Source organism: Streptomyces sp. NPDC021224 (assembly GCF_044332905.1).
Lineage (GTDB): Bacteria > Actinomycetota > Actinomycetes > Streptomycetales > Streptomycetaceae > Actinacidiphila.
On sequence record NZ_JBIRPW010000003.1, the window covers coordinates 20305 to 44241 of the forward strand.

The 23937-nt window shown below is 73.9% G+C and carries 18 protein-coding genes and 1 pseudogene; 15 read left to right on the forward strand and 4 right to left on the reverse strand.

Annotated features, from left to right (window positions below; genetic code table 11):
- Positions 1–214 precede the first annotated feature (214 nt).
- Positions 215–4870 carry an ATP-dependent helicase gene (locus tag ACH4PY_RS08775; RefSeq protein WP_398177703.1) on the reverse strand — a complete coding sequence of 1552 codons (4656 nt, stop codon included), beginning with the start codon at positions 4868–4870 and terminating at the stop codon, positions 215–217.
- A gap of 91 nt (positions 4871–4961) precedes the next feature.
- On the opposite strand from ACH4PY_RS08775, the gene ACH4PY_RS08780 reads away from it, so the two are divergent.
- The 7 genes and pseudogenes from ACH4PY_RS08780 to recX form a co-directional block, all read left to right on the forward strand.
- The gene (locus tag ACH4PY_RS08780) at positions 4962–5813 is read left to right on the forward strand and encodes an AraC family transcriptional regulator (RefSeq protein WP_398177706.1); all 852 of its coding nucleotides are present in this window, start codon (positions 4962–4964) and stop codon (positions 5811–5813) included.
- Positions 5814–5822: 9 nt separating this feature from the next.
- Positions 5823–6569, forward strand: coding sequence for an AzlC family ABC transporter permease (locus ACH4PY_RS08785; protein ID WP_398177708.1), 747 nt, complete (start codon positions 5823–5825; stop codon positions 6567–6569).
- Positions 6566–6892: an AzlD domain-containing protein gene (locus ACH4PY_RS08790; protein WP_398177711.1), complete on the forward strand. Its 327-nt coding sequence runs from the start codon at positions 6566–6568 to the stop codon at positions 6890–6892. The genes ACH4PY_RS08785 and ACH4PY_RS08790 overlap by 4 nt, the downstream gene beginning before the upstream one ends.
- 58 nt (positions 6893–6950) lie before the next feature.
- Positions 6951–7145 (forward strand): DUF3046 domain-containing protein, encoded by a 195-nt coding sequence (locus ACH4PY_RS08795; RefSeq protein ID WP_031513085.1) that lies wholly within the window; start codon positions 6951–6953, stop codon positions 7143–7145.
- Positions 7146–7284: 139 nt separating this feature from the next.
- Positions 7285–8439, forward strand: a complete 1155-nt coding sequence (locus ACH4PY_RS08800; RefSeq protein ID WP_398177714.1) for an AI-2E family transporter — start codon at positions 7285–7287, stop codon at positions 8437–8439.
- A gap of 229 nt (positions 8440–8668) precedes the next feature.
- On the forward strand, positions 8669–9781 hold the full coding sequence (recA, locus tag ACH4PY_RS08805; protein ID WP_398177716.1) for a recombinase RecA: 1113 nt from the start codon (positions 8669–8671) through the stop codon (positions 9779–9781).
- A pseudogene (gene recX, locus ACH4PY_RS08810) lies at positions 9684–10376 on the forward strand (recombination regulator RecX); the annotation flags it as partial. The gene recA and the pseudogene recX, both read left to right, overlap by 98 nt.
- Before the next feature lie 12 nt (positions 10377–10388).
- On the opposite strand, the gene ACH4PY_RS08815 reads toward recX, so the two are convergent.
- Entirely contained in the window at positions 10389–12110 is a 1722-nt protein-coding gene (locus tag ACH4PY_RS08815) for an FAD-dependent monooxygenase (protein ID WP_398177719.1), read from the reverse strand.
- A gap of 331 nt (positions 12111–12441) precedes the next feature.
- Between ACH4PY_RS08815 and ACH4PY_RS08820 the strand changes: the two genes are divergently transcribed.
- Positions 12442–13191: a response regulator transcription factor gene (locus tag ACH4PY_RS08820; protein WP_398179251.1), complete on the forward strand. Its 750-nt coding sequence runs from the start codon at positions 12442–12444 to the stop codon at positions 13189–13191.
- 27 nt (positions 13192–13218) lie between these two features.
- Positions 13219–14646, forward strand: a complete 1428-nt coding sequence (locus ACH4PY_RS08825; protein ID WP_398177722.1) for an ATP-binding protein — start codon at positions 13219–13221, stop codon at positions 14644–14646.
- 9 nt (positions 14647–14655) lie between these two features.
- Here ACH4PY_RS08825 and ACH4PY_RS08830 read toward each other — a convergent pair whose 3' ends face one another.
- A complete protein-coding gene (locus ACH4PY_RS08830) occupies positions 14656–15672 on the reverse strand; it encodes a TAXI family TRAP transporter solute-binding subunit (protein WP_398177725.1) in 1017 nt (338 codons plus the stop codon).
- Between the two features lie 117 nt (positions 15673–15789).
- Between ACH4PY_RS08830 and miaB the strand changes: the two genes are divergently transcribed.
- Positions 15790–17280: a tRNA (N6-isopentenyl adenosine(37)-C2)-methylthiotransferase MiaB gene (miaB, locus tag ACH4PY_RS08835; protein ID WP_398177728.1), complete on the forward strand. Its 1491-nt coding sequence runs from the start codon at positions 15790–15792 to the stop codon at positions 17278–17280.
- 45 nt (positions 17281–17325) lie between these two features.
- Positions 17326–18057, forward strand: a complete 732-nt coding sequence (locus ACH4PY_RS08840; protein WP_398177730.1) for a class III extradiol dioxygenase subunit B-like domain-containing protein — start codon at positions 17326–17328, stop codon at positions 18055–18057.
- A gap of 183 nt (positions 18058–18240) precedes the next feature.
- Here the strand turns inward: ACH4PY_RS08840 and ACH4PY_RS08845 are convergent, their stop codons facing one another.
- Positions 18241–18516: an antitoxin gene (locus ACH4PY_RS08845; protein WP_398177733.1), complete on the reverse strand. Its 276-nt coding sequence runs from the start codon at positions 18514–18516 to the stop codon at positions 18241–18243.
- A 193-nt stretch (positions 18517–18709) separates the two neighbouring features.
- Between ACH4PY_RS08845 and miaA the strand changes: the two genes are divergently transcribed.
- The 4 genes from miaA (at position 18710) to ACH4PY_RS08865 (ending at position 23663) form a co-directional block, all read left to right on the forward strand.
- A complete protein-coding gene (gene miaA / locus ACH4PY_RS08850; protein ID WP_398177736.1) occupies positions 18710–19633 on the forward strand; it encodes a tRNA (adenosine(37)-N6)-dimethylallyltransferase MiaA in 924 nt (307 codons plus the stop codon).
- A gap of 105 nt (positions 19634–19738) precedes the next feature.
- The gene (locus tag ACH4PY_RS08855; protein ID WP_398177738.1) at positions 19739–20290 is read left to right on the forward strand and encodes a hypothetical protein; all 552 of its coding nucleotides are present in this window, start codon (positions 19739–19741) and stop codon (positions 20288–20290) included.
- A gap of 56 nt (positions 20291–20346) precedes the next feature.
- Positions 20347–21255, forward strand: a complete 909-nt coding sequence (gene dapF, locus ACH4PY_RS08860; RefSeq protein WP_398177740.1) for a diaminopimelate epimerase — start codon at positions 20347–20349, stop codon at positions 21253–21255.
- A 194-nt stretch (positions 21256–21449) separates the two neighbouring features.
- Positions 21450–23663: a RelA/SpoT family protein gene (locus ACH4PY_RS08865; RefSeq protein ID WP_398177742.1), complete on the forward strand. Its 2214-nt coding sequence runs from the start codon at positions 21450–21452 to the stop codon at positions 23661–23663.
- Positions 23664–23937: the final 274 nt, after the last annotated feature.

The following is a 23937-nucleotide window of genomic DNA, read 5'->3' on the forward strand; positions in this document are numbered from 1 at the left end:
TGCCGTGCCGGTCACCTCGTCCGGCGGCCCGGAGCCTCGCCCACGCGACCGCCCGGCTGTGCGACCGCCCGGCCGCGCCGCCCGACGTCCTGTGCTGCACCGCCGGTCCTACGGCGGCCACCCGGCGACCGGCGGCCGTACCGCCGTGCGGCTCCGGACCGGCGGGCCCGGCGGACGGGGGTCTGCGCCCGGCCGCCCGGCGGCGGGTCCGGGGCTAGGAACCGTCCCGCAGGCGCAGCCCGCGGGGAGTGGCGTGGAAGCCGGCCGCCTCCAGAGCCCGGCCCAGAGGCGAGGTCAGGGCGGGCTCGCCGTTGGTGCGCTCCACCGTGAGCTTGCCCAGCGCCCCCTCCCGCACCGCGAGGGCCAGGGCGTCGGCAGCGGCCTGCACCCGTATCTCGTCCACGGGCCAGGCCAGCAGCGTCTTGCCGCCCCGCTCCACGTAGAGCGCCAGCTCCCCGTCGGTGAGCACCACCAGGGAACCCGCCTTGCGGCCCGGCCGGTGACTGACGCCCGGCGGCTGCTCGGGCCAGGGGAGAGCGGCACCGTACGGATTCGCCGGATCCGCCGCCGCCAGCACCACCGTGCGGGAATGGCCGGAACCCTCCTCCGCGCGCTCACGCACCGTGCTCAGCGCGCGCAGCCTGTCCACCGCTCCTTCCATCGCGAACTGCGCAGCCCCCAGCCCCTCCACCACGTAGCCGCGCCTGGCGTGCCCCGTCTCCTCCAGCGCCGCCAGCACCCGGTATGCCGCGGAGAAGCCGCCCTCCACGCCCTCGGCCGCGACCGCGCCCCTGGTCACGACGCCGTGCCGGTCGAGCAGCGCGTGCGTCAGGGCGTGCGCGCGCAGCGTCGGATCCTGCTCGGGCGCGGGGACCAGGGACCAGCGGCCCGCTGTCGTGGGCGGGCCGTTGCGCGACGCCGTGGCGCGGGGCGCCGCCCGCCCGGCGAGCGAGCTGTACCTGCCGCGTGGGACCGACCGGGGCGCACGGTGTGCGGTCGCCCCGGCCGTCCGCCCGGAACCGAGCAGCGCCCGCAGCGGGGCGAGGGTGTCGTTGGTGAGCCGGCCCGACCAGGCCAGCTCCCAGATCGCGTCGGCCAGCTCCGGCTCGGTCACCTCAAGACCCGCGGCGCGCACGTGGTCGGCGATCTGCCGGAAGAACAGCCCGTAGCCGCCGGACAGCGCCGCCAGCACCGCATGCTGCAGGGGGCTCGGCTCCAGCGGCTGCGGCGGGGGCAGCAGCAGCGGGGCGCTGTCGGCCGGGTAGAGGGCGATCCAGCCGTCCTTGCCGGGCAGCGCCCCCGCTCCCGCCCAGAGGATCTCCCCGGAGGCCGTCAGCTCGTCCAGCATCGCCGGTGTGTAGCCGCTGACGCGCGAGGGCAGGACCAGCTTCTCCAGGGCGGAAGCGGGTACGGCCGCACCCTGCAACTGCTCGACCGCCCGGGCCAGGCCGTCCATGCCGCGCAGGCTGTGGGTGCCGACGTGCTGCCACTGCGGCAGGAAGACGCCCAGCGTCGCGGGCGGAACGGGCTCCAGCTCCTGCCGCAGCGCCGCGAGCGACCTGCGGCGCAGTCGGCGCAGCACCGCCGCGTCGCACCACTCCTGGCCCGCGCCGCCGGGGCGGAACTCGCCCTGCACCACCCGGCCCGCCGCGGCCAGCCGCTGCAGCACGCCGTCCGCGACGGCCGCCCCGAGCCCGAACCGAGCTGCCGCCTCCGCCGTGGTGAACGGTCCGTGCGTGCGCGCGTAGCGGGCCGTCAGGTCGCCCAGCGGATCCTTGACCGGCTCGGTGAAGGCCACCGGTACGCCCACCGGCAGGGCCGTGCCGAGCGCGTCCCGCAGCCGCCCGGCGTCCTCGACCGCCGCCCAGTGCTCGACTCCGGCGATCCGTACCCGGATGGCGCGCCTGGCGGATTCCAGGTCGTGCGCCCAGGCCGGTTCGGCGCCCCTGGCGGCCAGCTCGGGCCAGGTCAGCGGACCGAGCAGCCGCAGCAGGTCCGCCACGCCCTCGGCGTCCTTGACCCGGCGCTCGTCCGTCAGCCACTGCAACTCGCGGTCCAGCTCGGCCATCACGTCGGCGTCGAGCAGCTCCCGCAGCTCGGCCTGGCCCAGCAGTTCGGCGAGCAGCCGCGAATCCAGCGAGAGCGCCGCCGCCCGCCGCTCCGCCAGCGGCGAATCGCCTTCGTAGAGGAACTGCGCCACGTAGCCGAACAGCAGCGACCTGGCGAAGGGCGAGGGTTCACCGGTCGTGACCTCGACCAGCCGCACCCGGCGGGCCTCGATGTCGCCCATCAGCTCCACGAGCCCGGGTACGTCGAAGACGTCCTGCAGGCACTCGCGCACCGCCTCCAGCACGATCGGGAACGACCCGAACTCCGAGGCGACCGCCAGCAGCTGCGACGCCCGCTGCCGCTGCTGCCACAGCGGGGTCCGCTTGCCGGGGCTGCGGCGCGGAAGCAGCAGGGCGCGTGCGGCGCACTCCCGGAAACGGGAGGCGAACAGCGCCGATCCGCCGACCTGGTCCGTCACGAGCTGTTCGACCTCGCCCTTGTCGAAGACGACGTCGGCGGCGCCCACGGGCGACTGCTCGGGATCGAATTCGGCGCCGGGCCGGGCAGGCGCCACGTCCAGCAGATCCAGGCCCATCAGGTCGGCGTCCGGCAGCCGCAGCACGATGCCGTCGTCGGCGTGCATGGCCTGGACGTCCAGGCCGTACTTCTCCTGGAGCCGCGCCCCGAGCGCCAGCGCCCAAGGCGCGTGGACCTGCGCGCCGAAGGGGGAGTGGACGATCACCCGCCAGTCGCCCAGCTCGTCGCGGAAGCGCTCGACCACGATCGTCCGGTCGTCCGGCACGTGGCCGCAGGCCTGGCGCTGTTCGGCGAGATACGCCAGCACGTTGTCCGCCGCCCAGGTGTCGAGGCCCGCCTCCGTCAGCCGCTCACGTGCCGGGCCCTCGGCGAGCGCTCCCACCTCGCGCAGCCACGCGCCCAGCGCCCGGCCCAGTTCGAGCGGCCGGCCGAGCTGGTCCCCCTTCCAGAAGGGCAGCCTCCCCGGCACTCCCGGTGCCGGGGACACCAGGACCCGGTCCCGGGTGATATCCTCGATCCGCCAGGAGGTGGTGCCCAGCGTGAAGACGTCCCCGACCCTGGACTCGTAGACCATCTCCTCGTCCAGCTCGCCGACCCTGCCACCGCCCTTCTTCGGGTCGGAGCCCGCGAGGAACACCCCGAACAGGCCGCGGTCCGGGATCGTGCCGCCGGAGGTGACGGCGAGCCGTTGCGCCCCGGGGCGGCCGGTCAGCGTGTTCGCCACCCGGTCCCACACCAGCCGCGGGCGCAGTTCCGCGAAGGCGTCGGACGGGTAGCGGCCGGCGAGCATGTCGAGGACCGCCACGTACGCCGAGTGGGGCAGGGAGGCGAAGGGTGCCGCACGCCGGACCACGGCCAGCAGCTCGTCGACGTCCCAGGTGTCCAGCGCCGTCATCGCGACGATCTGCTGGGCCAGCACGTCCAGCGGGTTGGACGGGACGCGCAGCGACTCGATGGCCCCCTCCCGCATCCGCTCGGTGACCACGGCGGACTGCACCAGGTCACCGCGGTACTTGGGGAAGACCACGCCCTTCGACACCGCGCCCACCTGGTGTCCGGCGCGGCCGACCCGTTGGAGTCCGGAGGCGACGGACGGCGGCGACTCCACCTGTACGACCAGATCGACCGCGCCCATGTCGATGCCCAGTTCCAGACTGGACGTGGCGACGACCGCGGGCAGCCGGCCCGCCTTCAGGTCCTCCTCGACCAGTGCCCGCTGCTCCTTGGAGACCGATCCGTGGTGGGCGCGAGCGAGCACCGGCGGCGCACCGCGGGCGGCACCGGACTGGGCCATGATCTCGGCAGGCGACGGATTCTCCGGGAGCGGGGCGCCCTCGGCCCGCTCGTGGCCGATCTCGTTGAGCCGGTTGCAGAGCCTTTCCGCGAGCCGCCGCGAATTGGCGAAGACGATCGTCGAACGGTGGGCCTGGACCAGATCGGCGATCCGCTCCTCCACGTGCGGCCAGATCGACGGGCGCTCGGCCGGGCCCGCGGCCGGACCGGTGTGCTCCGCGGCATCGGCGACCGGCGAACCGCCCAGCTCGGCCAGATCCTCCACCGGCACCACCACCGAGAGGGCGAACTCCTTGCGCGAGGCCGGCTGGACGATCGACACCCTGCGCTGCGGCGACAGGTAGCGGGCGATCTCGTCCACCGGGCGGACGGTCGCCGACAGGCCGATCCGCCGGGCGGGGCGGTCCAGCAGCTGGTCAAGACGCTCCAGGGACAGGGCCAGGTGAGCGCCGCGCTTCGTGCCCGCGACCGCGTGCACCTCGTCCAGGATCACCGTCTCCACCCCGCTCAGCGCCTCGCGCGCCGCGGAGGTGAGCATCAGGAACAGCGACTCCGGCGTGGTGATGAGGATGTCCGGCGGCCGGGTGGCCAGCGCGCGCCGCTCCGCCGGCGGAGTGTCGCCCGAACGGATCCCCACCCGCACCTCGGGCTCGGGGAGCCCGAGGCGCACCGATTCCTGGCGCAGACCCGCGAGGGGACTGCGCAGATTGCGCTCGACGTCCACCGCGAGAGCCTTCAGCGGCGAGACGTAGAGCACCCGGCAGCGCTTGCGCGCCTCGGCCGGCGGGGGAGTGGCGGCGAGCCGGTCCAGCGCGGCGAGGAAGGCGGCGAGTGTCTTGCCGGAGCCCGTGGGCGCGACCACCAGCACGTCGGAGCCCCCGGCGATGGCGGTCCACGCCCCGGCCTGCGCCGGGGTGGGCTCGCTGAACGCACCGGTGAACCACGCGCGGGTGGCCGGTGAGAAGGCGTCGAGACTGCGGTGATCGGACATGCCACCATCCTGCCTCGCAGCACCGACACCTCGCCGGGCACGACGCCCGAGCTGTGGATAACCCCTGGCGCGGGCACGTCACAATGGCCTCATGACGCGAGGCGAGCAGGCCAGGCACTGGGAGCACCCCGCGCTGCCCGGCGTGGACCTGCTGCGCGCCCGCTACATCCGGCACACCTTTCCCCGCCACGCGCACGACGGTTTCGTGCTCGCAGCGGTCACCAGCGGCGTCGAGGGCATCGGCCTGCCCGGCGGGGCCGAGCGTGCCGGGGCCGGAGGTGTCGTCCTCATCAATCCCGAGACCCCGCACTCCGCGTACGCGGGGACCGAGGAGGGCTGGGCCTACCGCGTCCTCTACCCGGCGCCGCAGGTGGTCTCGGCGGTGGCCGCGGAACTGTCGCTGCCGCAGGGCACCCCCTCCTTCACCACGACCGTGCTGCACGACCCCGGCACCGCCCGGATGATCGCCGACGTGCACTCGGCCGCGGAGCGCGACAACGCGCTCGCGGCGGACACCTGCCTGCGCGTGCTGCTCGCCCGGCTCCTCTCCCGGCACGGCTCGGCTCCCGGGGCCGTACGCGGCGGCGCGGACGGAGGCCGGACCGTCGCCGCCCGCGCCCGCGAGATGCTGCTCAGCCGCCTCCCGGACCCGCCGGGCCTGGAAGCGCTCGCCGCCGAGTTCGGGACCAGCCCCTTCGCCCTGCTGCGGGCCTTCAGATCCGCCTACGGACTTCCACCGCACGCCTGGCTGACCGGGGAACGGGTCAGGGCCGCCCGCCGGCTGCTTGACGCCGGTGTCGCCCCCGCCGCGGCCGCGTCCGCCGTCGGCTTCACCGACCAGCCGCACCTCAACCGCCACTTCACGCGGATCGTCGGCGTGCCGCCGGGGGCCTACCAGCGCGAGCGCAAGAACGTACAAGACCCGGCGGCTGCCACTTCCTAGCCTGGACCGGTGATCGCACCACCGATACCCGGCCAGGCGGCCGAACGCCCGCCGTCCCCTCGCTCCCGCGTGGTCCGCGACGCCCTCGGCGTCGGCGTGGCCGTGGGCCTTTCCGGCTTCGCCTTCGGCGTGACCTCGACGGGCGCCGGACTCAGCGTGCTCCAGAGCTGCGCCCTGTCCCTGCTGGTCTTCACCGGCGCCTCGCAATTCGCCCTGGTCGGCGCCCTCGGCGCGGGCGGCAACCCCTTCGCGGCAGCCGCTAGCGCGCTCTTCCTCGGCGCCCGCAACGCCTTCTACGGACTGCGCCTGTCCCAGCTGCTGGGTCTGCCCGGCGCGGTGCGTCCGGCCGCCGCGCAGTGGGTCATCGACGAGACGTCGGCCGTCGCCCTGGCCCAGCCGGACCGTGCGAGCGCCCGGCTCGGGTTCACCGTGACCGGTGCGAGCCTGTACGCGCTCTGGAATCTGACGACCCTCGGCGGCGCGCTGGGTGCCTCCGCGCTCGGCGACCCGGCGGCCTGGGGGCTGGACGCCGCCGGTCCGGCCGTCTTCCTCGCGCTGCTGGCCCCCATGCTCAAGGGGCGTACCGAGCGCGCGGTGGCGGGGCTGGCCGTGCTGCTCGCGCTGGTCTGCCTGCCCGTGCTCCCCGCCGGGGCGCCGGTGCTGGTCGCCGCACTCGCGGCGCCGCTGGTGCTGGCGGCACGCAGGCGCGGCCGCGGTCCGGCGTCCGGTTCTGCCATGACCGGAGAGGCACGATGACCGGCTCGGCGGGCGTCTGGGCGGCGATCGGTGTCACGGCGGCCGGATGCTACGCGGTGAAACTGCTGGGCCTGTCGATACCGGCCGGGATGCTGGACCGCCCGCTGGTCAGGCGGCTCGCGGCCCTGGTACCGATCGCGCTGCTGGCGGGACTCACCGCGCTCCAGACGTTCGGTACCGACCAGCTGCGACTCACGGTGGACGCGCGGGCGGCCGGCCTCGCGGCAGCGTGCGTCGCACTGCTGCTCAGGGCACCCTTCCTGGTGGTGATCGGCGCGGCCGTGGCAGTCACCGCCGCCCTGCGCGCGGTGGGCAGGCTGTGAGCGGCGACGACCGCGGCGGCCTGCGGGATCCATTTGGCTGCGCGCGATACTTGCAGCCATGCGGCTGACGATTTTCTGGGAACGAATGCGCGCGCACTTCGGTGAGACCTACGCCGACTCCTTCGCGCGCGACCACGTGATGTCGGAACTGGGCGGACGGACCGTGGTCCAGGCGCTGGAGGACGGCTGGGAGGCCAAGGACGTCTGGCGCGCGGTGTGCGCCGCGATGGACGTCCCCGCGGCCCGGCGCTGACCGTCGGCCGCCACGGGCCGCAGCGGGTTCGCGGATCCGCGGCGGCCGCCCCGTCCGGCAGCGGCACGCCCCGGGTCCCGTGCTGCGCCGAATGACCTGATATCAGGACTTTCCCGTCACGCGAGGCGAGACTTGGCGCGTGGCAGAAACCGGTGGCACCCCCGACCCGGTCACGCCTCCTGCCCAGCCGCCGACCGGCGGGGCGGATCCTCCCGGCCCTCCCCACCACGGCCGGTCCGGCCCGCGCGCCCGGATGCCCCGCTGGCTGCCCCGCGCGCTGCTGCTCGCCCTCGCCCTCCTGGCCTGCTACCAGTTCGCGCACTGGGTCTTCGGCCGGCTGGTCGGGCTGCTGGTCAACGTCCTGATCTCGTTCTTCTGCGCGGTGGCCATCGAGCCCGCGGTGGACTGGATGGCCACCCGGGGGATGCGCCGCGGTCTGGCCACCGGCCTGGTCATACTCGTGGTCCTGGCCGCCTCCGCGGGCTTCCTGATCGCACTGGGTTCGCTGCTGGTCGACCAGATCGGCACCATCGTCCGCAACCTGCCGCAGTACGTGGACGACGTCGTGGCATGGATCAACCAAACCTTCCACTCCCACCTCGACACCGGACGGCTGCGGGAGAACTTCCTGCACTCCGACTGGGTGCGCACCTACCTCGCGAACGGGGCGAGCAGTGTGTGGGGCCTGTCGGCCACCGTCGTCGGCACGGTTTTCCAGCTCTTCACCGTGCTGTTGTTCACCTTCTACTTCGCCGCCGACGGCCCGCGGCTGCGCAGGGCGCTGTGCTCCGTGCTGCCGCCCGCCCGGCAGGCCGAGGTGCTGCGCGCATGGGACATCGCCGTCGCCAAGACCGGCGGCTACCTGTACTCCCGCGCGCTGATGGCGGTGATCTCCGGTGTCGCGCACTACATCCTGCTGCAGGTCCTCGGCGTGCCCTACGCGCCCGCGCTCGGGGTGTGGGTCGGCCTCGTCTCGCAGTTCATCCCGACCGTCGGCACCTATCTCGCGGGTGCGCTGCCGGTCCTGATCGCGTTCGCCGAGGATCCGTGGGACGCCCTGTGGGTGCTCTGCTTCGTCGTGGTCTACCAGCAGTTCGAGAACTACCTGCTCCAGCCGCGCATCACCGCGCGGACCGTGGACATCCACCCGGCGGTCGCCTTCGGCTCCGTCGTCGCGGGAACGGCCCTGCTCGGAGCGGTGGGCGCGCTCATCGCCATCCCCGCGACCGCCACGCTGCAAGGTTTCTTCTCGGCCTATGTGCGACGCTACGAGGTGACCGATCCGCGGCTGTGACGGCCTGGACGCCCCTCGGCGGGTCGCTTGACACGAAAATCGAACATCCATTCTGATGGATGAGCGGGGACCGGTTCTCCGCGCCGGCGGCACGGATTCCGGCCCGGGTTTCGGGCCGGGGCCGCCCAAGTTATCCACAGGTCGGAGCGACGTTCCCGGCGCGTTGTCAGTGGCAGGCGCTAGCGTCGTGGACGTGAAGCGATCGAACCAGACATCCCGGGTGGAACCCATGGCAGGAAACGACCGCGACAAGGCGCTCGACGCCGCGCTCGCACAGATTGAACGGCAGTTCGGCAAGGGCGCGGTCATGCGCCTGGGCGACCGGCCGAATGAGCCCATCGAGGTCATCTCCACCGGGTCGACCGCCCTGGACGTGGCCCTCGGCGTCGGCGGGCTGCCGCGCGGCCGGGTCGTGGAGATCTACGGCCCCGAGTCCTCCGGCAAGACGACCTTGACGCTGCACGCGGTGGCCAACGCCCAGCGGGCCGGCGGCACGGTGGCGTTCGTCGACGCCGAGCACGCCCTCGACCCCGAGTACGCCAAGGCCCTCGGCGTCGACACGGACAACCTGCTGCTGTCCCAGCCGGACACCGGCGAGCAGGCGCTGGAGATCGTGGACATGCTGGTCCGCTCGGGCGCGATCGATCTCATCGTGATCGACTCCGTGGCAGCCCTCGTGCCGCGGGCCGAGATCGAGGGCGAGATGGGCGACTCGCACGTGGGTCTCCAGGCCCGGCTCATGAGCCAGGCGCTCCGCAAGATCACCAGCGCGCTCAACCAGTCCAAGACCACCGCCATCTTCATCAACCAGCTGCGCGAGAAGATCGGTGTGATGTTCGGCTCGCCGGAGACCACCACCGGTGGCCGCGCACTGAAGTTCTACGCCTCCGTCCGGATCGACATCCGCCGGATCGAGACGCTCAAGGACGGCACCGAGGCGGTCGGCAACCGCACCCGCTGCAAGATCGTCAAGAACAAGGTGGCGCCGCCCTTCAAGCAGGCCGAGTTCGACATCCTCTACGGCCAGGGCATCAGCCGCGAGGGCGGTCTGATCGACATGGGCGTCGATCACGGCTTCGTCCGCAAGTCCGGCGCCTGGTACACGTACGAGGGCGACCAGCTCGGCCAGGGCAAGGAGAACGTCCGGAATTTCCTCAAGGACAATCCGGACCTGGCCGACGAGATCGAGAAGCGGATCAAGGAGAAGCTGGGCGTCGGCGTGCGGAAGACCGACACGCCGGAAGCCCAGCCGGGAGCGGAGCCGACCGGTGCCGAGGCGGCGGCCAAGGCCGAGGTGCCTGCACCGAAGAAGGCGACCAAGGCCACCGCAGCCAAGGCCTGACGCCGTGGCGGGCAGGTCCCAGGAGCGCGGCGGCTCTTCCGAGTCGAGGGCCTCGCAAGAGCCGCCGCTCAGTCCCGAGGAGCAGGCAAGGGTGCTGTGCCTGCGCCTGCTCACCGGGAGCCCCCGTACGCGCAAGCAACTCGCCGACGCCCTGCGCAAACGGGAGATCCCCGAGGAAGTGGCCGAGAGCGTCCTGGAGCGCTTCCAGGACGTCGGGCTGATCGACGACCAGGCGTTCGCCAACGCCTGGGTGGAGTCCCGGCACCGCGGGCGCGGCCTCGCCCGCCGGGCCCTCGCCCAGGAGCTGCGCCACCGCGGAGTGGAGGCCGAGCTGGTCACCGAGGCCGTCGGCCTGCTCGATCCCGAGCAGGAGGAGGAGACGGCCCGGGCCCTCGTCCAGCGTCGGCTGCCCGGCACCCGCGGCCTGGACCGCGACCGGCGGATCCGGCGGCTGGCCGGCATGCTGGCGCGCAAGGGATACGGCGAGGGCCTGGCGCTGAAGGTGGTGCGCGACGCCCTCGCCGCGGAAGCCGACAGCGCCGACGACGACTCCGGCTCCTGGCACGGTTCCGGCGGTCCGGATCCGTGGGAGTGAGCCGCAGGGCTTCTACGGAGTGTGCCCGCTGACCCGGGCGCCCGCCGAGCCGTCCCGCGGCATGCCACCCGCGGCGCCGGGCGCCCCGTCGTCCGTGCCGTCCGGACCCTCGCCGGTGTCGTCGCTCGCCGCCGTCGGCGGGCCGCCGCGCGCCAGGTCGGCGTACGAGTACAGCTCGGCGGGGCGGCATCCGACCATCGCCGTGACCAGGTGCCCATCCGGCCGGATGAGCAGCACGGTGTGCGCCGTCGCCCCCGGATAGGACTCGGTGACCAGCAGTTCGGCCGGGGTGGGCAGCGCCGCGACCGCCGACGCCAGCCGCGGCATCAGCCCGGCCGTCAGCCAGTGCCTGCTCTCCCACACCCCGGTGCCGGGCGCGACCAGCAGGACCACGAGGCCCTGGCCCAGCCGGTCCCGCAGACGTCCCACCGTGCCGTCGAGCGCCGTCACGGGCACGTCGTCGACCCGGCCGCCCGGCGGTGTGTCGCATCCGGCCACCAGCGGCGACGCGCCGGCCCTGCCGCTGCCCGACCGCGCCGCGGGCAGCGCGAGCGGCGAGCGCGCGTAGACCCGGGAGCCGGCGGAAGCGCCCCGCCCCAGGTGGCTGTCGGTCAGCATCTCCGCATGGCCGCGGGCGGAACCCGACAGCAGCGACTGCCGGACGGTCTGCCACGCCCCGCTCGCCCGCAGCAGCGGAAGTGCCTGGTCGGTGGCCCGCAGCCGACTCCCCACCGCCCCGCGGCGCTCGGCCTCGTAACTGTCCAGCAGCACCTTGGACGCACCGTCGTGCCACGCCAGGGCGAGCTTCCAGGACAGGTTCTCCGCGTCCCGCAGACCCTCCTCGACGCTCTGCGCACCCAGCGCCCCCATGACGTGGGCGGCATCGCCCGCCAGGAACACCCGGCGCACCCGCCACCGCCGGGCCAGCCGCTGGTGCACCGTGTAGTCCGCCGAGCCGACGACCTCGTAGGGCACCACGCTGCCGCACCACGCCGCGAGCGTGCCGCGCAGCCGTTCCACCAGCGCGTCCGGGGTGAGCGCGCGGGCCTGCACCGGCAGCAGCCAGTCCAGCCGCCACAGCCCCCCGGGCAGCGGCCGCGCCGTCACCTCCTGCCCGGCCGGTGCGCCCGGCGGATCGCGGTGCAGCACCGCCACACCGGGTTCGGGCAGCTCGGCGCGTACGACCGCCACGGCGTGCCGGTCCACCGCCGTGCGGCCGGGGAAGCGCACCCCGAGCAGTTTGCGGACCGTCGACCGCGGTCCGTCGCACCCCACGAGGAAACTGCCGCGCCACCACGTCTCGTGCGAGCCACGGGTGTGCACCGTGACACCGCGCGCGTCCTGCTCCACCGCGTCCACCCGGCAGCCGGCCACGATCCGGACCGAGCCGCAGCCCAGCAGCGCCTGCCGCAGCCCGTTCTCCAACCGGTGCTGGGCGATGTGCACGGGCGCGTCGTCCGCCCCGAAGTCGAGCCGTGCCACCTCCGCGCGCCGGCGGACCGTGCGCCAGCCCCTCCAGGCCGTGCCCTCGGTCCGGACGCCCGGGTATCCCAGCCGTTCGACCAGGGCGGCCGCGGCCGGGCCGAGCACGGCGGTGCGCGAACGCCGCAGCCCCTCGGCGTCGGCGATCACCTCCGCCTCGTCCAGCAGGATGACGGGGACGTCGCGGCGGGCCAGCGCGAGGGCGAGGGTCAGGCCGACCGGGCCTGCCCCCGCGACGATCACCGGATCCACTCAGCGGTCCCGGGAAGGAGTGCGGTCACAAAGCGTATGCAACTCACTGCGCCTGCCCACGTCAAGCGACAGTCGCACGTCGGCGCGGTGCGAGCGCGGCACAGCGGGCGCACCGGCGCACATCGGGTGGCGCGTGGGACGCGTACCGGGTCGGTAACGGTCCGCACCACGAGCCGGTACCCCCTTGACTCACCCCCGCCGGATCGGGGTGGATGCCGTGACAAAGCAGAAGCGGAAGCGAACCGGCGCGTACCCTGCCGCCGGGCGTCGCCCGCCCCGGCACGCCGGGGCCCCGCCGGACCGGCGGGCGACAGAAGGAGGAGTGGCACAGATGCGGCTGCTGCTGGTGGAGGACGACGACCGGGTTGCCGCGGCCGTCTCGGCGCTCCTCGGCAAGCACGGTTTCGACGTCAGGCACGCGCGCAGCGGCGAGGAGGCGATCCAGGCCCTGCTGCCGGACGGCGGACCGGCGTTCGACTGCGTCCTGCTCGACCTCGGCCTGCCCGACCAGGACGGCTTCGAGGTGTGCAGCAGGATCCGGCGCAGGACGGCCACACCGGTGATCATGGTGACCGCCCGCGCGGACGTCCGCTCCCGCATCCACGGCCTCAACCTGGGCGCCGACGACTACGTCGTCAAGCCGTACGACACCGGCGAGCTGCTCGCCCGCATCCATGCCGTCAGCCGCCGCCCGCCGCTGCGCCCGGAGGGCGCCGGCTCACCGCCGCCGGCCCACGGCGCGGGCGGCGCCGCGCAGGCCGCCGCACCTCCCGCGGCGCGTACCCGGCTGCAACTGGGCCCCATGGCCATCGAACCGGCCACCCGCAGCGTCACCGTCGAGGGCGCGGCGGTGGTGCTGACCCGCAAGGAGTTCGACCTGCTGGCCCTGCTCGCCGGGCACCCCGGGGTGGTCTTCCGCCGGGAGCAGATCATCAGCGAGGTGTGGCGGACCGCGTGGGAGGGCACAGGGCGCACCCTGGAGGTCCATGTGGCGTCCCTGCGGTCCAAGCTCCGTGTCCCGGCCATGATCGAGACGGTGCGCGGCGTGGGCTACCGGCTCGTCGTCCCGCCCGCCGGCTGAGCCGCCCCGCGAAGCAGATCTCCCACCGTGCGCACCCGACTGCTCCCGCTGCTCATCGTGCTGATGGCAGGCGTTCTGCTGGCCCTCGGCATCCCGCTCGCCGTCAGCCAGGCGGCCGCCCAGCAGCAGCGTGTCGTCGTCGACCGGATCGACGACACCACGCGCTTCGCGGCGCTGGCCCAGTTCGTGACCGCGCGGAACGAGGAGCAGTCGATGGTCGACAGCGTGGACGGCGAGAGGCTGCACACGCTGCGCACGGAACTCGTCCGCTACCAGCAGCTGTACGGCATCAGCGCCGGGGTCTTCTACCGCGACAGCACCGCCATGGCCGAGGCGCCCGCGAAGTGGCGGCTGCCCGCCGAGGGCGAGCTCTACGACGCCTACGAGTCGGCGCTGCTGGGCCGCCGCGCCCACGACCCGGCGCAGGTCTGGCCGTGGCAGCACCGGCGGCTGGCCATCGCGTCGCCGATCGTGCGGGACGGCGACGTCGTGGCGGTCGTCGTGACCGATTCCCCGACCGGCGCCCTGCGCTCGCGCATCCTGCACGGCTGGATGCTGCTCGCCGCGGGGGAACTCGCCGCCATGGTCATCGCCGTGCTCTGCGCGGTGCGGCTGACCGCCTGGGTGCTGCTGCCGGTCGCGAAGCTGGACCGCGTCACTCATGACATCGCCACCGGTCGGATGAAGTCCAGGGTCCGGGCGACCGGCGGGCCGCCCGAACTACGCCGGCTGGTCCGTTCGTTCAACGAGATGGCCGACAACGTCGAGGCGGTGCTCGACCAGCAGCGAGCCTTCGTCGCCGACGCCTCGCACCAGCTGCGCAACCCGCTCTCCGCGCTGCTGCTGCGGATCGAGCTGCTGGGCCTGGAACTGCCCGAGGGCCACACCGAGGCCGACGCGGTCAAGGAGGAGGGTCACCGGCTGGCCCAGGTGCTCGACGACCTGCTGGGCCTGGCCGTCGCCGAGAGCTCGGGAGGCCACCCGCAGGTGATCGACGTGGCGGCCCTGGTCCGTACGCGTACGGCCGCGTGGCGCCCGGTGGCCGACCGGGCACAGGTCGGGCTGGACTTCGCCGGGCCGCCGCCGGACGGCCCGGCGGTGACCGGCTGGGCGGACGCCGTGGCCCTGTCCAGCGCGCTGGACGCCGTGCTGGACAACGCGATCAAGTTCACCCCGGCAGGAGGCGAGGTCGGCGTCGTGGTCGAGGCGGGCGAGGACGCGGCCGCCGTCGTGGTCGCCGACGGCGGACCGGGTCTGGCCGACGAGGAACTGGCGAGGGTCGGTGACCGCTTCTGGCGCAGCCCGCGGCATCAGAACGTGCAGGGCTCCGGGCTCGGCCTGTCGATCGCACGGTCATTGCTGCGCCAGGGCGGCGGCGCCATCGCGTACGGGCACCACGAGCCGACCGGCCTCCGGGTCACGCTCACCGTGCCGCGGACGGCTCCGGAGTCCTGACGCGGCGCCTCAGGGCTTCACCGAGCGGTAGTAGCGTATGGCGCCCTGATGGAGGGGCAGCGGGTCGGTGAAGACGGCGGTGCGCAGGTCCACCAGTTGGGCCGCGTGCACCACGGTGCCGATCGCGTCCCGGCTGTCGATCACCGCCCGGGTCAGTCGCTCGACCAGCCCGGCGTCCGCGCGGTCGGTGGTGATCAGCAGATTGGGCACGGCGACGGTGGGCACGGCCTTGCTGTCCTGCGCCGAGGGATACGCGTCGGCAGGCATCGCCGCCTGGCGGTAGTACGCCATCTCCGGCCCCAGCGCGTGCAGCGACGCCACCATGTCACCGAGCTGGACCAGCCTGATCCGCGCCACCGGCGTGGCCATGGCCGTGACGGCGGCCGTCGGCAGCCCGCCGGACCAGAAGAACGCGTCGAGCCTGCCGCCGAGCAGCATGGCGGGCGCCTCGTCGATGCCGACCGGCACCGCGGTGACGTCCTTGTCTATGTCCATGCCCGCGGCCTGGAAGAGCCGGTGGGTGATGAGGCTGACGCCGGAGTCGGCCTGGCCGATCCCGACCGTCATGCCGCGCAGGTCCCGGATCGACCGGACCGGGGAGTCGCGCGGCACGATCAGCTGCATGTAATCGTCGTAGAGCCGGGCGACGGCGCGCAGCCGCGACTTGCCGGGCCCGTTGTAGCTGGCCACCGCGTCGGCGGCGGCGATCGTGAAGTCCGAACGGCCGGACGCGACGCGCTTGATGTTGTCGACCGAGCCCTCGGTGTGCTCCAGCGTGACCTGAACCCCGGGCAGCGCCGTCCGCAGGTCGCCCTGCAGCAGCATCCCGTACTTCTCGTAGACGCCGTTGGCGACACCCGTCGCGAAGGACACCGGCCGGTGCGGGTACGACGGGCCGTCCGACGGCACCAGCCACCACGCCAGCAGCGCCAGCGCAAGGGCCGCGCCCAGCGAACCCTGGACGTACCGCCACAGCCTGGCCCGGCGGCCCTGCGGCCGGAGCAGGCGAAGCACACGACGGTCCATGGCCCGCGATCCTGCCAGGCGGCAGCGGTGCGGGGAAGGGCGGCCGCCCGGTGGCCGGGAGTTGTCCACAAGCCGGAGGCGAGGCGGCGGGGAAAGCACGTACTCTGGGTCATTGTTATGAGCGCGCGTACTTACGAGGTCCGCACCTACGGGTGCCAGATGAACGTCCACGACTCCGAGCGGCTGTCCGGCCTGCTGGAGGACGCCGGGTACGTCCGGGCGCCCGAGGGCTCGGACGGGGCGGACGTCGTCGTCTTCAACACCTGTGCGGTGCGGGAGAACGCCGACAACCGGCTCTACGGCAATCTGGGCCAGCTCGTGCCGAAGAAGGCCGCCCGGCCCGGCATGCAGATCGCCGTCGGCGGCTGTCTGGCGCAGAAGGACCGCGACACGATCGTGAAGCGCGCGCCCTGGGTCGACGTCGTCTTCGGCACCCACAACATCGGACAGCTGCCGGTGCTGCTGGAGCGCGCCCGGATCGCGGACGAGGCGCAGGTGGAGATCGCCGAGTCGCTGGAGACCTTCCCCTCGACGCTGCCCTCGCGCCGCGAGTCGGCCTATGCCGCGTGGGTGGCCATCTCCGTGGGCTGCAACAACACCTGCACCTTCTGCATCGTGCCCGCGCTGCGCGGCAAGGAGAAGGACCGGCGCCCCGGTGACGTCCTCGCCGAGGTCGAGGCGCTCGTCGCCGAGGGCGTGATCGAGGTCACGCTGCTCGGCCAGAACGTCAACGCGTACGGCTCCGACATCGGCGACCGCGAGGCCTTCGGCAAACTGCTGCGGGCCACCGGAGCGGTCGAGGGCCTGGAGCGGATCCGCTTCACCTCACCGCACCCGCGGGACTTCACCGACGACGTCATCGCGGCCATGGCCGGGACGCCGAACGTGATGCACCAGCTGCACATGCCGCTCCAGTCGGGCTCCGACCAGGTGCTGCGGGCGATGCGCCGCTCCTACCGGCAGGACCGCTACCTGGGCATCATCGAGAAGGTGCGTGCCGCCATGCCGGACGCCGCCATCACCACCGACATCATCGTGGGCTTCCCCGGCGAGACCGAGGAGGACTTCGAGCAGACCCTGCACGTCGTCCGCGAGGCACGCTTCGCCCAGGCCTTCACCTTCCAGTACAGCAAGCGCCCCGGCACCCCCGCGGCCGACATGGACGGGCAGATCCCCAAGGCCGTCGTCCAGGAGCGCTACGAGCGCCTGGTGGCGCTCCAGGAGGAGATCTCCTGGGAGGAGAACAAGAAGCAGGTCGGCCGCACCCTGGAGGTGCTCGTCGCCGAGGGCGAGGGCCGCAAGGACGAGGCCACCCGGCGGCTGTCCGGCCGCGCGCCCGACAACCGCCTCGTGCACTTCCAGCGCCCCGAGGGACAGCAGGTCAGGCCCGGTGACATGGTCACCGTCGAGATCACCTACGCCGCGCCGCACCACCTGCTCGCCGAGCGCCCCGCGCAGGCCGTGCGCCGCACGCGTGCCGGGGACGCCTGGGAACGCCGCACCGCGGCTGCCGCGCAGGCCCCGGCCGGTGTCATGCTCGGCATGCCCGCGGTCGGTGCCCCGTCGGCCGTGCCCGCCGCTGCCGCGGGCGGCTGCTCCGTCTGCTGACGCGGTCCGGGCTCCCTGTCGGTGCCCGGCGGTAAGGTGTCGATCATGCTGGTCGCCGCCGCCGTCTGCCCCTGTCCGCCGCTGCTGGTCCCCGAGGTGGCGGCCGGTGCCGCACCCGAGCTGGACGCGCTGCGGGACGCCTGCGCGGACGCCGTCGGGCTGCTGGCCGCCGCACTGCCCGACCGGCTGGTGGTGGTCGGGCCCGAGGAGGGAACGGAAAGCCGCACCCTTGCGTCCGGCGCACACGGGGACTTCCGCCCCTTCGGCGTCGCGCTCGACGTACGGCTCGGGCGGCCCTCCGCGGCCACGGACGAGCCGGGCGGCGCCACCTCCGGCGCAGCGCCCCTGCCGCCGTCGCTCGCGGTGGCCGCCTGGCTGCTGCGCGGCTGGAACTCGGGGGAGACGACCGGGCTGGCCGTCGGGGAAGCGCTGGACGCGGGACGCTGCGCCGCCGAGGGCAGGGCGCTCGCCGCGTCCGCGGAGCGGGTCGCGCTGCTGGTCATGGGCGACGGCAGCGCGTGCCGGACGGTCAAGGCGCCCGGCTATCTGGACGAGCGCGCCGAGGGCTTCGACGCCGCGGTGTCGGCCGCACTGGACACCGCGGACACCGGCACCCTGGCGGGGCTCGACGCGGCGCTCGCCGCCGAGCTGCGGGTGGCGGGCCGCGCACCCTGGCAGGTGCTGGCCGGGGCCGCCGCGGATGCGGGCCTGGACGGCCGGCTGCTCCACGAGGCCGCACCCTACGGCGTCGGGTACTTCGTCGCCTGCTGGACCTGAGCCCGCGCCGGACCGACGGCAACACCGGTGGGCGTGGACGAGCCGCGGAAGGTGGAATTCCGCGGCTGTCCGGTCCGGGGCGGCACCCGGGCGGGCGAGACGGGCGCCCGGGGGAGCGGCGGATCCTGCCAGGACCGGCCGGGCCGTCAGGACGGAGGCAGAGCCCTCAGGGTCTGCGGGCTCTCAGGACTGGCCGGGCCGGTCTCCCTGACCGGACGGGCCCGCCTGACCGGACTGGCCGCCCGCGCCGCCCTTGCCACCGAGGTTCTGGGTGGCGCTCTTGGCCTTGTCGGCCCCCGAGCCGATCTTGTCCGAGTACTTCCCGCCGGTCTTCGAGTCGGCCATCTGCGCGGCCTTGTCGATCCCCGACTCGACCTTGTCGCCGTGCTGCCGGGCAAGATCCCCGGCCTTGCCCCTGGCCATGCCGAGCTTGTCCTTCAACGTGTCCATGAAGCTCATCAGGCACCTTCCCTGGACGCTGAGCGATGAGGGCGGTGGCTCCGCCGCTTCGCGGCACCGATGGTGCAAAGCGGGCCGAGCGGCGCAAAACGCCCTCCCCGTCCTTCGACCATACCCGCGCCCCGGGGCGGGCGCCGCCGGGCGGACCGCCGGACCGCGACCGGGCACGCCGGTTGTTTGGGAGAATCGCCGGGTGAAGAACCGTGTGATCACCGTCGTCGGTCCCACCGCGGCCGGAAAGTCCGACCTCGGCGTCGCGCTCGCCAGGGAATGGGGCGGCGAGGTGATCAACGCCGACTCCATGCAGCTCTACCGCGGCATGGACATCGGAACGGCCAAGCTGACCACCGCCGACCGGCAGGGCGTACCCCACCACCTGCTGGACATCTGGGACGTGACACAGGCCGCCAACGTCGCGGACTACCAGCGGCTCGCCCGCGCCGAGATCGACCGCCTGCACGCGGCGGGCCGCGTCCCGGTGCTGGTGGGCGGTTCGGGGCTGTACGTGCGCGCCGTGATCGATCCGCTGGAGTTCCCCGGCACCGACGCGGCGGTACGGGCCCGGCTGGAGGCCGAGCTGGCGGAGGAAGGCCCCGGCCCGCTGCACGCCCGCCTCGCCGCCGCCGATCCGGAGGCCGCCCGGCTCATCCTGCCCAGCAACGGGCGCCGTATCGTGCGCGCCCTCGAAGTCGTCGAGATCACCGGCCGCCCCTTCACCGCGAGCCTGCCCGGCACCGAGTCGCAGGAGGCGGTCTACGACACCGTGCAGATCGGCGTGGACGTGCCCCGCCCCGTGCTCGACGAGCGCATCGTGCGGCGGGTGGACCGGATGTGGGACGAGGGACTGGTGGCGGAGGTCCGCGCGCTGGAGGCCGCCGGGCTGCGCGAGGGCCGTACCGCCTCGCGCGCGCTCGGCTACCAACAGGTGCTGGCCGCGTTCGCGGGGGAGTGCACCGAGGACGAGGCGCGCGCCGAGACCGCCCGAGCCACGAAACGTTTCGCGCGGCGGCAGGACTCGTGGTTCCGCCGGGACCACCGTGTGCACTGGCTCACGGCTCAGGGAGCGGAACTCGCCGACCGCGCGCTGACGTTGCTCGGGGAAGCGGTCACAGCCTGATCACGTGATGGCATCGGGACGCCCCGGCGTCCGGGAGGAGCCCTCCGGGCGTGCCATCATCAAGCATCCAGCTACGGTGTCGGAGACTCGGGAGGGCGCGTGGCGATGGCACTCGGCCCACGCGACACCCCCCAGGGGCGCGATTCGACAGCGGACTCCTACGAGTCACATGTGTCACAGGGCGCCAACGGCGTCCCGTCCGGCGGGACGGAACCGGCCGAACGGCTGGACGAGCCCCCGCCGTTGGAGCCGCTGGGCGACCCCATGGATCTCCTCGATCCGATGGCGGTCATCGACCCGGCGCTGTCGCTCGACGGCGGCCAGTCCTTCCGCGAACTGCGCCCGCAGCGGCGGCTGCGGATCTGGCAGCTCGCGCCGATCGTCGCGCTCGCTGTGGCCGGTTCGCTGATGTTCGCCTTCCCGCTCGCCTTCGAGTCCGGCGACGCCGGACCCGTCGTCGCGATGCTCGGCCTGCTGCTGTGCGGGTGCTCGGCAGGCTGGGGCCTGACGGCCGCCCTCCGGGTCGGCTACACCTTGCCGGGACTGCCTGTGCGCGGCTCGGGCACCCGGGTGGACTGGCGCTACGTCGCCGGTTACGCCGTGGCGGTCGTCCTGCTGGCCCTGCTCGCCGTCTGGCGCGTCGCCCGGCTGCGCTGACCGGCCCCGACCGGCCGCGACCGCCCTTCCGGGACCGGCCGCGTACGATCGAAGATGTGACAGACGCACGGCACGACACCGCCCCCCTGAACTTCCTCAAGGGCCACGGGACCGAGAACGACTTCGTGATCGTCCCCGACCCGGACGGCCTGCTCGACCTGTCCGCGGCCCAGGTGGCACGGCTGTGCGACCGGCGAGCCGGGATCGGCGGAGACGGCCTGCTGCGGGTGGTGCGCTCGGCCGCCCACCCCGAGGCGGCGGCCCTCGCCGACCGCGCCGAGTGGTTCATGGACTACCGCAACAGCGACGGCAGCGTCGCCGAGATGTGCGGCAACGGCGTGCGGGTCTTCGCGCGGTACCTGCAGCGTGCGGGCCTCGCCGAGGCCGGTGACCTGACCGTCGCCACCCGCGCCGGGCTGCGGCAGGTCCACATCGCCAAGGACGGCGGCGACGGCGTGCCCGGTGAGGTCACCGTAGGCATGGGCCGTGCCGCCTTCCCCGGAGGGGACGTCACGGTCACGGTCGGCAGCCGTACCTGGCCGGCGCTCAACGTCAACATGGGCAACCCGCACGCGGTCGTCTTCGTGGCCGACCTCGACGAGGCGGGCGACCTCTACCGGGCACCCGGCGTCGCGCCCGCCGAGGCCTATCCCACCGGCACCAACGTGGAGTTCGTCGTCGACCGCGGCCCCCGCCACGTGGCCATGCGCGTCCACGAGCGCGGCTCGGGCGAGACCCGCTCCTGCGGTACGGGCGCCTGCGCCGTGATGGTCGCCGCGGCCCGCCGTGACGGCCTCGACCCGGCGCGGACGGGCCGCCCGGTCACGTACACCGTGGACGTCCCCGGCGGGCAGCTGGTGATCACCGAGAACACCGACGGGCGGATCGAGATGACCGGTCCCGCGGTCGTCGTCGCCGAGGGCGTCGCCGAAGCCGCCCTGGTGGCGGGAATCCCCTCGGCCTGATCGCACGGGCCGCTTGCACCGCGGGGCACATTCCGCCGGGAATCCCCGTACACCATCCCTCGAACGGGTGACGGGGATCACTCTCGGCGAGAGCGCGGCAGCCGCACGTGGTGGGCTCGGTAGCATCAATCACCGGCGCGGCCCCGCGGGTCGTGCGAGGCTTCCGCAGCCGGTCCATGCTGCCGGAGGTGTCGATGAGCGCAGACAACGCGGTGGATGCCGGGCAGGCCGCCGAGATCCCGCGACGCGGCCTGCGGCGCATCGATCTGCGCAGGCTGGGACGGGCCGCCCTGCTCGGCCCGGGTCCCCGGGACCGGCTGCCCGGTGCCATCGAGCACCTCATCAAGGTCCACCGCGCCCGGCACCCGCAGGCCGGCTCCGAGGCGATCGAGACGCTGCGCCGCGCGTATGTGCTCGCCGAGTCCTCGCACCGCGGGCAGATGCGCAAGAGCGGTGAGCCGTACATCACCCACCCGCTCGCCGTCACCCTCATCCTGGCCGAACTCGGCGCCGAGACCACCACGTTGACGGCGTCGCTGCTGCACGACACGGTCGAGGACACCGAGGTGACGCTGGATCAGGTGCACGCCGAGTTCGGCGCCGAGGTCACGCATCTCGTCGACGGCGTCACCAAGCTGGAGAAGGTCGACTACGGGGCCGCGGCCGAGTCGGAGACCTTCCGCAAGATGCTCGTCGCGACCGGCAGCGACGTGCGGGTGATGGCCATCAAGCTGGCCGACCGGCTGCACAACGTCCGCACCCTCGGGGTGATGCGCCCCGACAAGCAGGCCAGGATCGCCCGCGTCACCCGGGACGTCCTCATCCCGCTCGCCGAGCGGCTCGGCGTCCAGGCGCTCAAGACGGAGCTGGAGGACCGGGTCTTCGCGATCCTGCACCCCGCGGAATACGCCCGCACCCGGGCCATGATGGCCGCCAACGCCGAGCGGCCGGACCTGCTGGCCGTGATCGCCGAGGACCTGCGCAAGGTGCTGCGCGAGGCGGACATCGCGGCGGAGGTGGCCATCAGGCCGCGGCACGCCGTCTCGGTGCACCGGCTGCTGCTCAAACGCGGCGGGACGGAGCTGGACAGCGGTGACTTTGGACGGCTGCTCGTGCTGGTCGGGGAACCCGCCGACTGCTACGCGGTGCTCGGCGAGCTGCATACCTGCTTCACCCCGGTCATCGCCGAGTTCAAGGACTTCATCGCCGCTCCCAAGTTCAACCTCTACCAGTCCCTGCACACCGCGGTCGCCGACGCCCAGGGGCGGATCGCCGAGGTCCTGGTCCGCACCCGGCAGATGCACCGGGTCGCCGAGACCGGGGTGATCGCTCTCGGCCACACCCCCGCCCCCGCGGAGCAGCCACGTTCCTCCGGTGGCACCGACACCCGGGCCCCGGGCGCCGCCGCATCGCGCTCCGGGGAGGCGCCGGCGCCCGCCGCCGAGGCGTGGGGCAACGTGGACCTGTCGCGGCCCGGATGGCTCGCCCGGCTGCTGGAGTGGCAGCGCGACGCCCCCGACTCGGACATCTTCTGGACGGCGCTGCGCGACGACCTGGCGCAGGACCGGGAGATCACGGTCTTCACCGCCGACGGCCCCGACGCCTCGGGCACGGTCCGGCTGCCCGCCGGCGCCAGCTGCGTCGACGCCGCCTACGCCGTGCACGGCGAGGACGGTCACCGATGTATCGGCGTACGGGTCAACGGCCGGCTGGCGCCACTGAGCACGCGACTGCAGGACGGTGACAGCCTGCAACTGCTGCTGGACGACGCGGCGACCTCGCGCCCCGGTGCCGACTGGCTCGACCACGCCGCCACGCCCGCGGCCCGTATCGCGATCACCCGCTGGCTGGCCTTGCACCCGGCCCCTGCCGACGACGAACAGCCCGCGGCGCTGCCCGCCCTGCGCCCGGCCAAGGAGGTGTCCGGCCCGCGGCCCGAGCTGCCGGTGGCGGTCGCCGACCTGCCCGGTGCCACGGTCCGGCTGGCCCGCTGCTGTACGCCCGTCCCGCCCGACGCGGTGACGGGCTTCGTCATCCGGGGCGGCACCGTGACCGTCCACCGTGCCGAATGCCCCTCCACCGCGCGGATGGCCGCGGCCGGCCGCAGGCCCGTACCGGTCGGGTGGCGCGACGGCACTCCGGCCGGCGGCTACCGGGCCACCGTGCTGGCGGAGGCGCTGAGCAGGCCCAGGCTGCTGGCGGACCTGACCGAGGCCATCGCCGCCGAGGGGGTCGGCATCGTCTCGGCCGCGGTGGAGCCTCCGCAGGAACTCAGGGTGCGGCACACCTACACCGTGGAACTGCCCGATCCCGGCGCCCTGGCCGGGCTGATGCGCGCCATGCGGGCGGTGCCGGGCGTCTACGACGTCTACCGGTCCCGCCCCTCCGTCACCACCCGGCGCGGCTGACCGGGACCGGATCCCGCCACCGTCAGCCTCGCCGCACCCACACGTGCGTCCCCCGTCGCTCACCGCGCCCACCCCTTCACCCGGAGCGGCCGCCGATCATCGACGGCCTCATTCGATTACTCTGAGTGAATGCCCGTGTGCGCCGGGGACCTAACCCTCGATCCGTGTCACTCGTGCGAGTGATCGTCCCGCGGTGCCCGTGCCGGGAAACCCGCGTGACCGCGAGGGCCGGGCGTGCGACCATCGTAATGACGGCACGTACGCGTGCCCGACC

Excerpts from the sequence above, each read along its gene's own strand:
- ACH4PY_RS08775 (WP_398177703.1), bottom strand. The coding sequence starts at position 4,870 with ATGTCCGATCACCGCAGTCTCGACGCCTTCTCACCGGCCACCCGCGCG.
- ACH4PY_RS08780 (WP_398177706.1), top strand. The coding sequence starts at position 4,962 with ATGACGCGAGGCGAGCAGGCCAGGCACTGGGAGCACCCCGCGCTGCCC.
- ACH4PY_RS08790 (WP_398177711.1), top strand. The coding sequence starts at position 6,566 with ATGACCGGCTCGGCGGGCGTCTGGGCGGCGATCGGTGTCACGGCGGCC.
- ACH4PY_RS08795 (WP_031513085.1), top strand. The coding sequence starts at position 6,951 with ATGCGGCTGACGATTTTCTGGGAACGAATGCGCGCGCACTTCGGTGAG.
- recA (WP_398177716.1), top strand. The coding sequence starts at position 8,669 with ATGGCAGGAAACGACCGCGACAAGGCGCTCGACGCCGCGCTCGCACAG.
- ACH4PY_RS08820 (WP_398179251.1), top strand. The coding sequence starts at position 12,442 with ATGCGGCTGCTGCTGGTGGAGGACGACGACCGGGTTGCCGCGGCCGTC.
- ACH4PY_RS08830 (WP_398177725.1), bottom strand. The coding sequence starts at position 15,672 with ATGGACCGTCGTGTGCTTCGCCTGCTCCGGCCGCAGGGCCGCCGGGCC.
- miaB (WP_398177728.1), top strand. The coding sequence starts at position 15,790 with ATGAGCGCGCGTACTTACGAGGTCCGCACCTACGGGTGCCAGATGAAC.
- ACH4PY_RS08840 (WP_398177730.1), top strand. The coding sequence starts at position 17,326 with ATGCTGGTCGCCGCCGCCGTCTGCCCCTGTCCGCCGCTGCTGGTCCCC.
- ACH4PY_RS08845 (WP_398177733.1), bottom strand. The coding sequence starts at position 18,516 with ATGAGCTTCATGGACACGTTGAAGGACAAGCTCGGCATGGCCAGGGGC.
- ACH4PY_RS08855 (WP_398177738.1), top strand. The coding sequence starts at position 19,739 with ATGGCACTCGGCCCACGCGACACCCCCCAGGGGCGCGATTCGACAGCG.
- ACH4PY_RS08865 (WP_398177742.1), top strand. The coding sequence starts at position 21,450 with ATGAGCGCAGACAACGCGGTGGATGCCGGGCAGGCCGCCGAGATCCCG.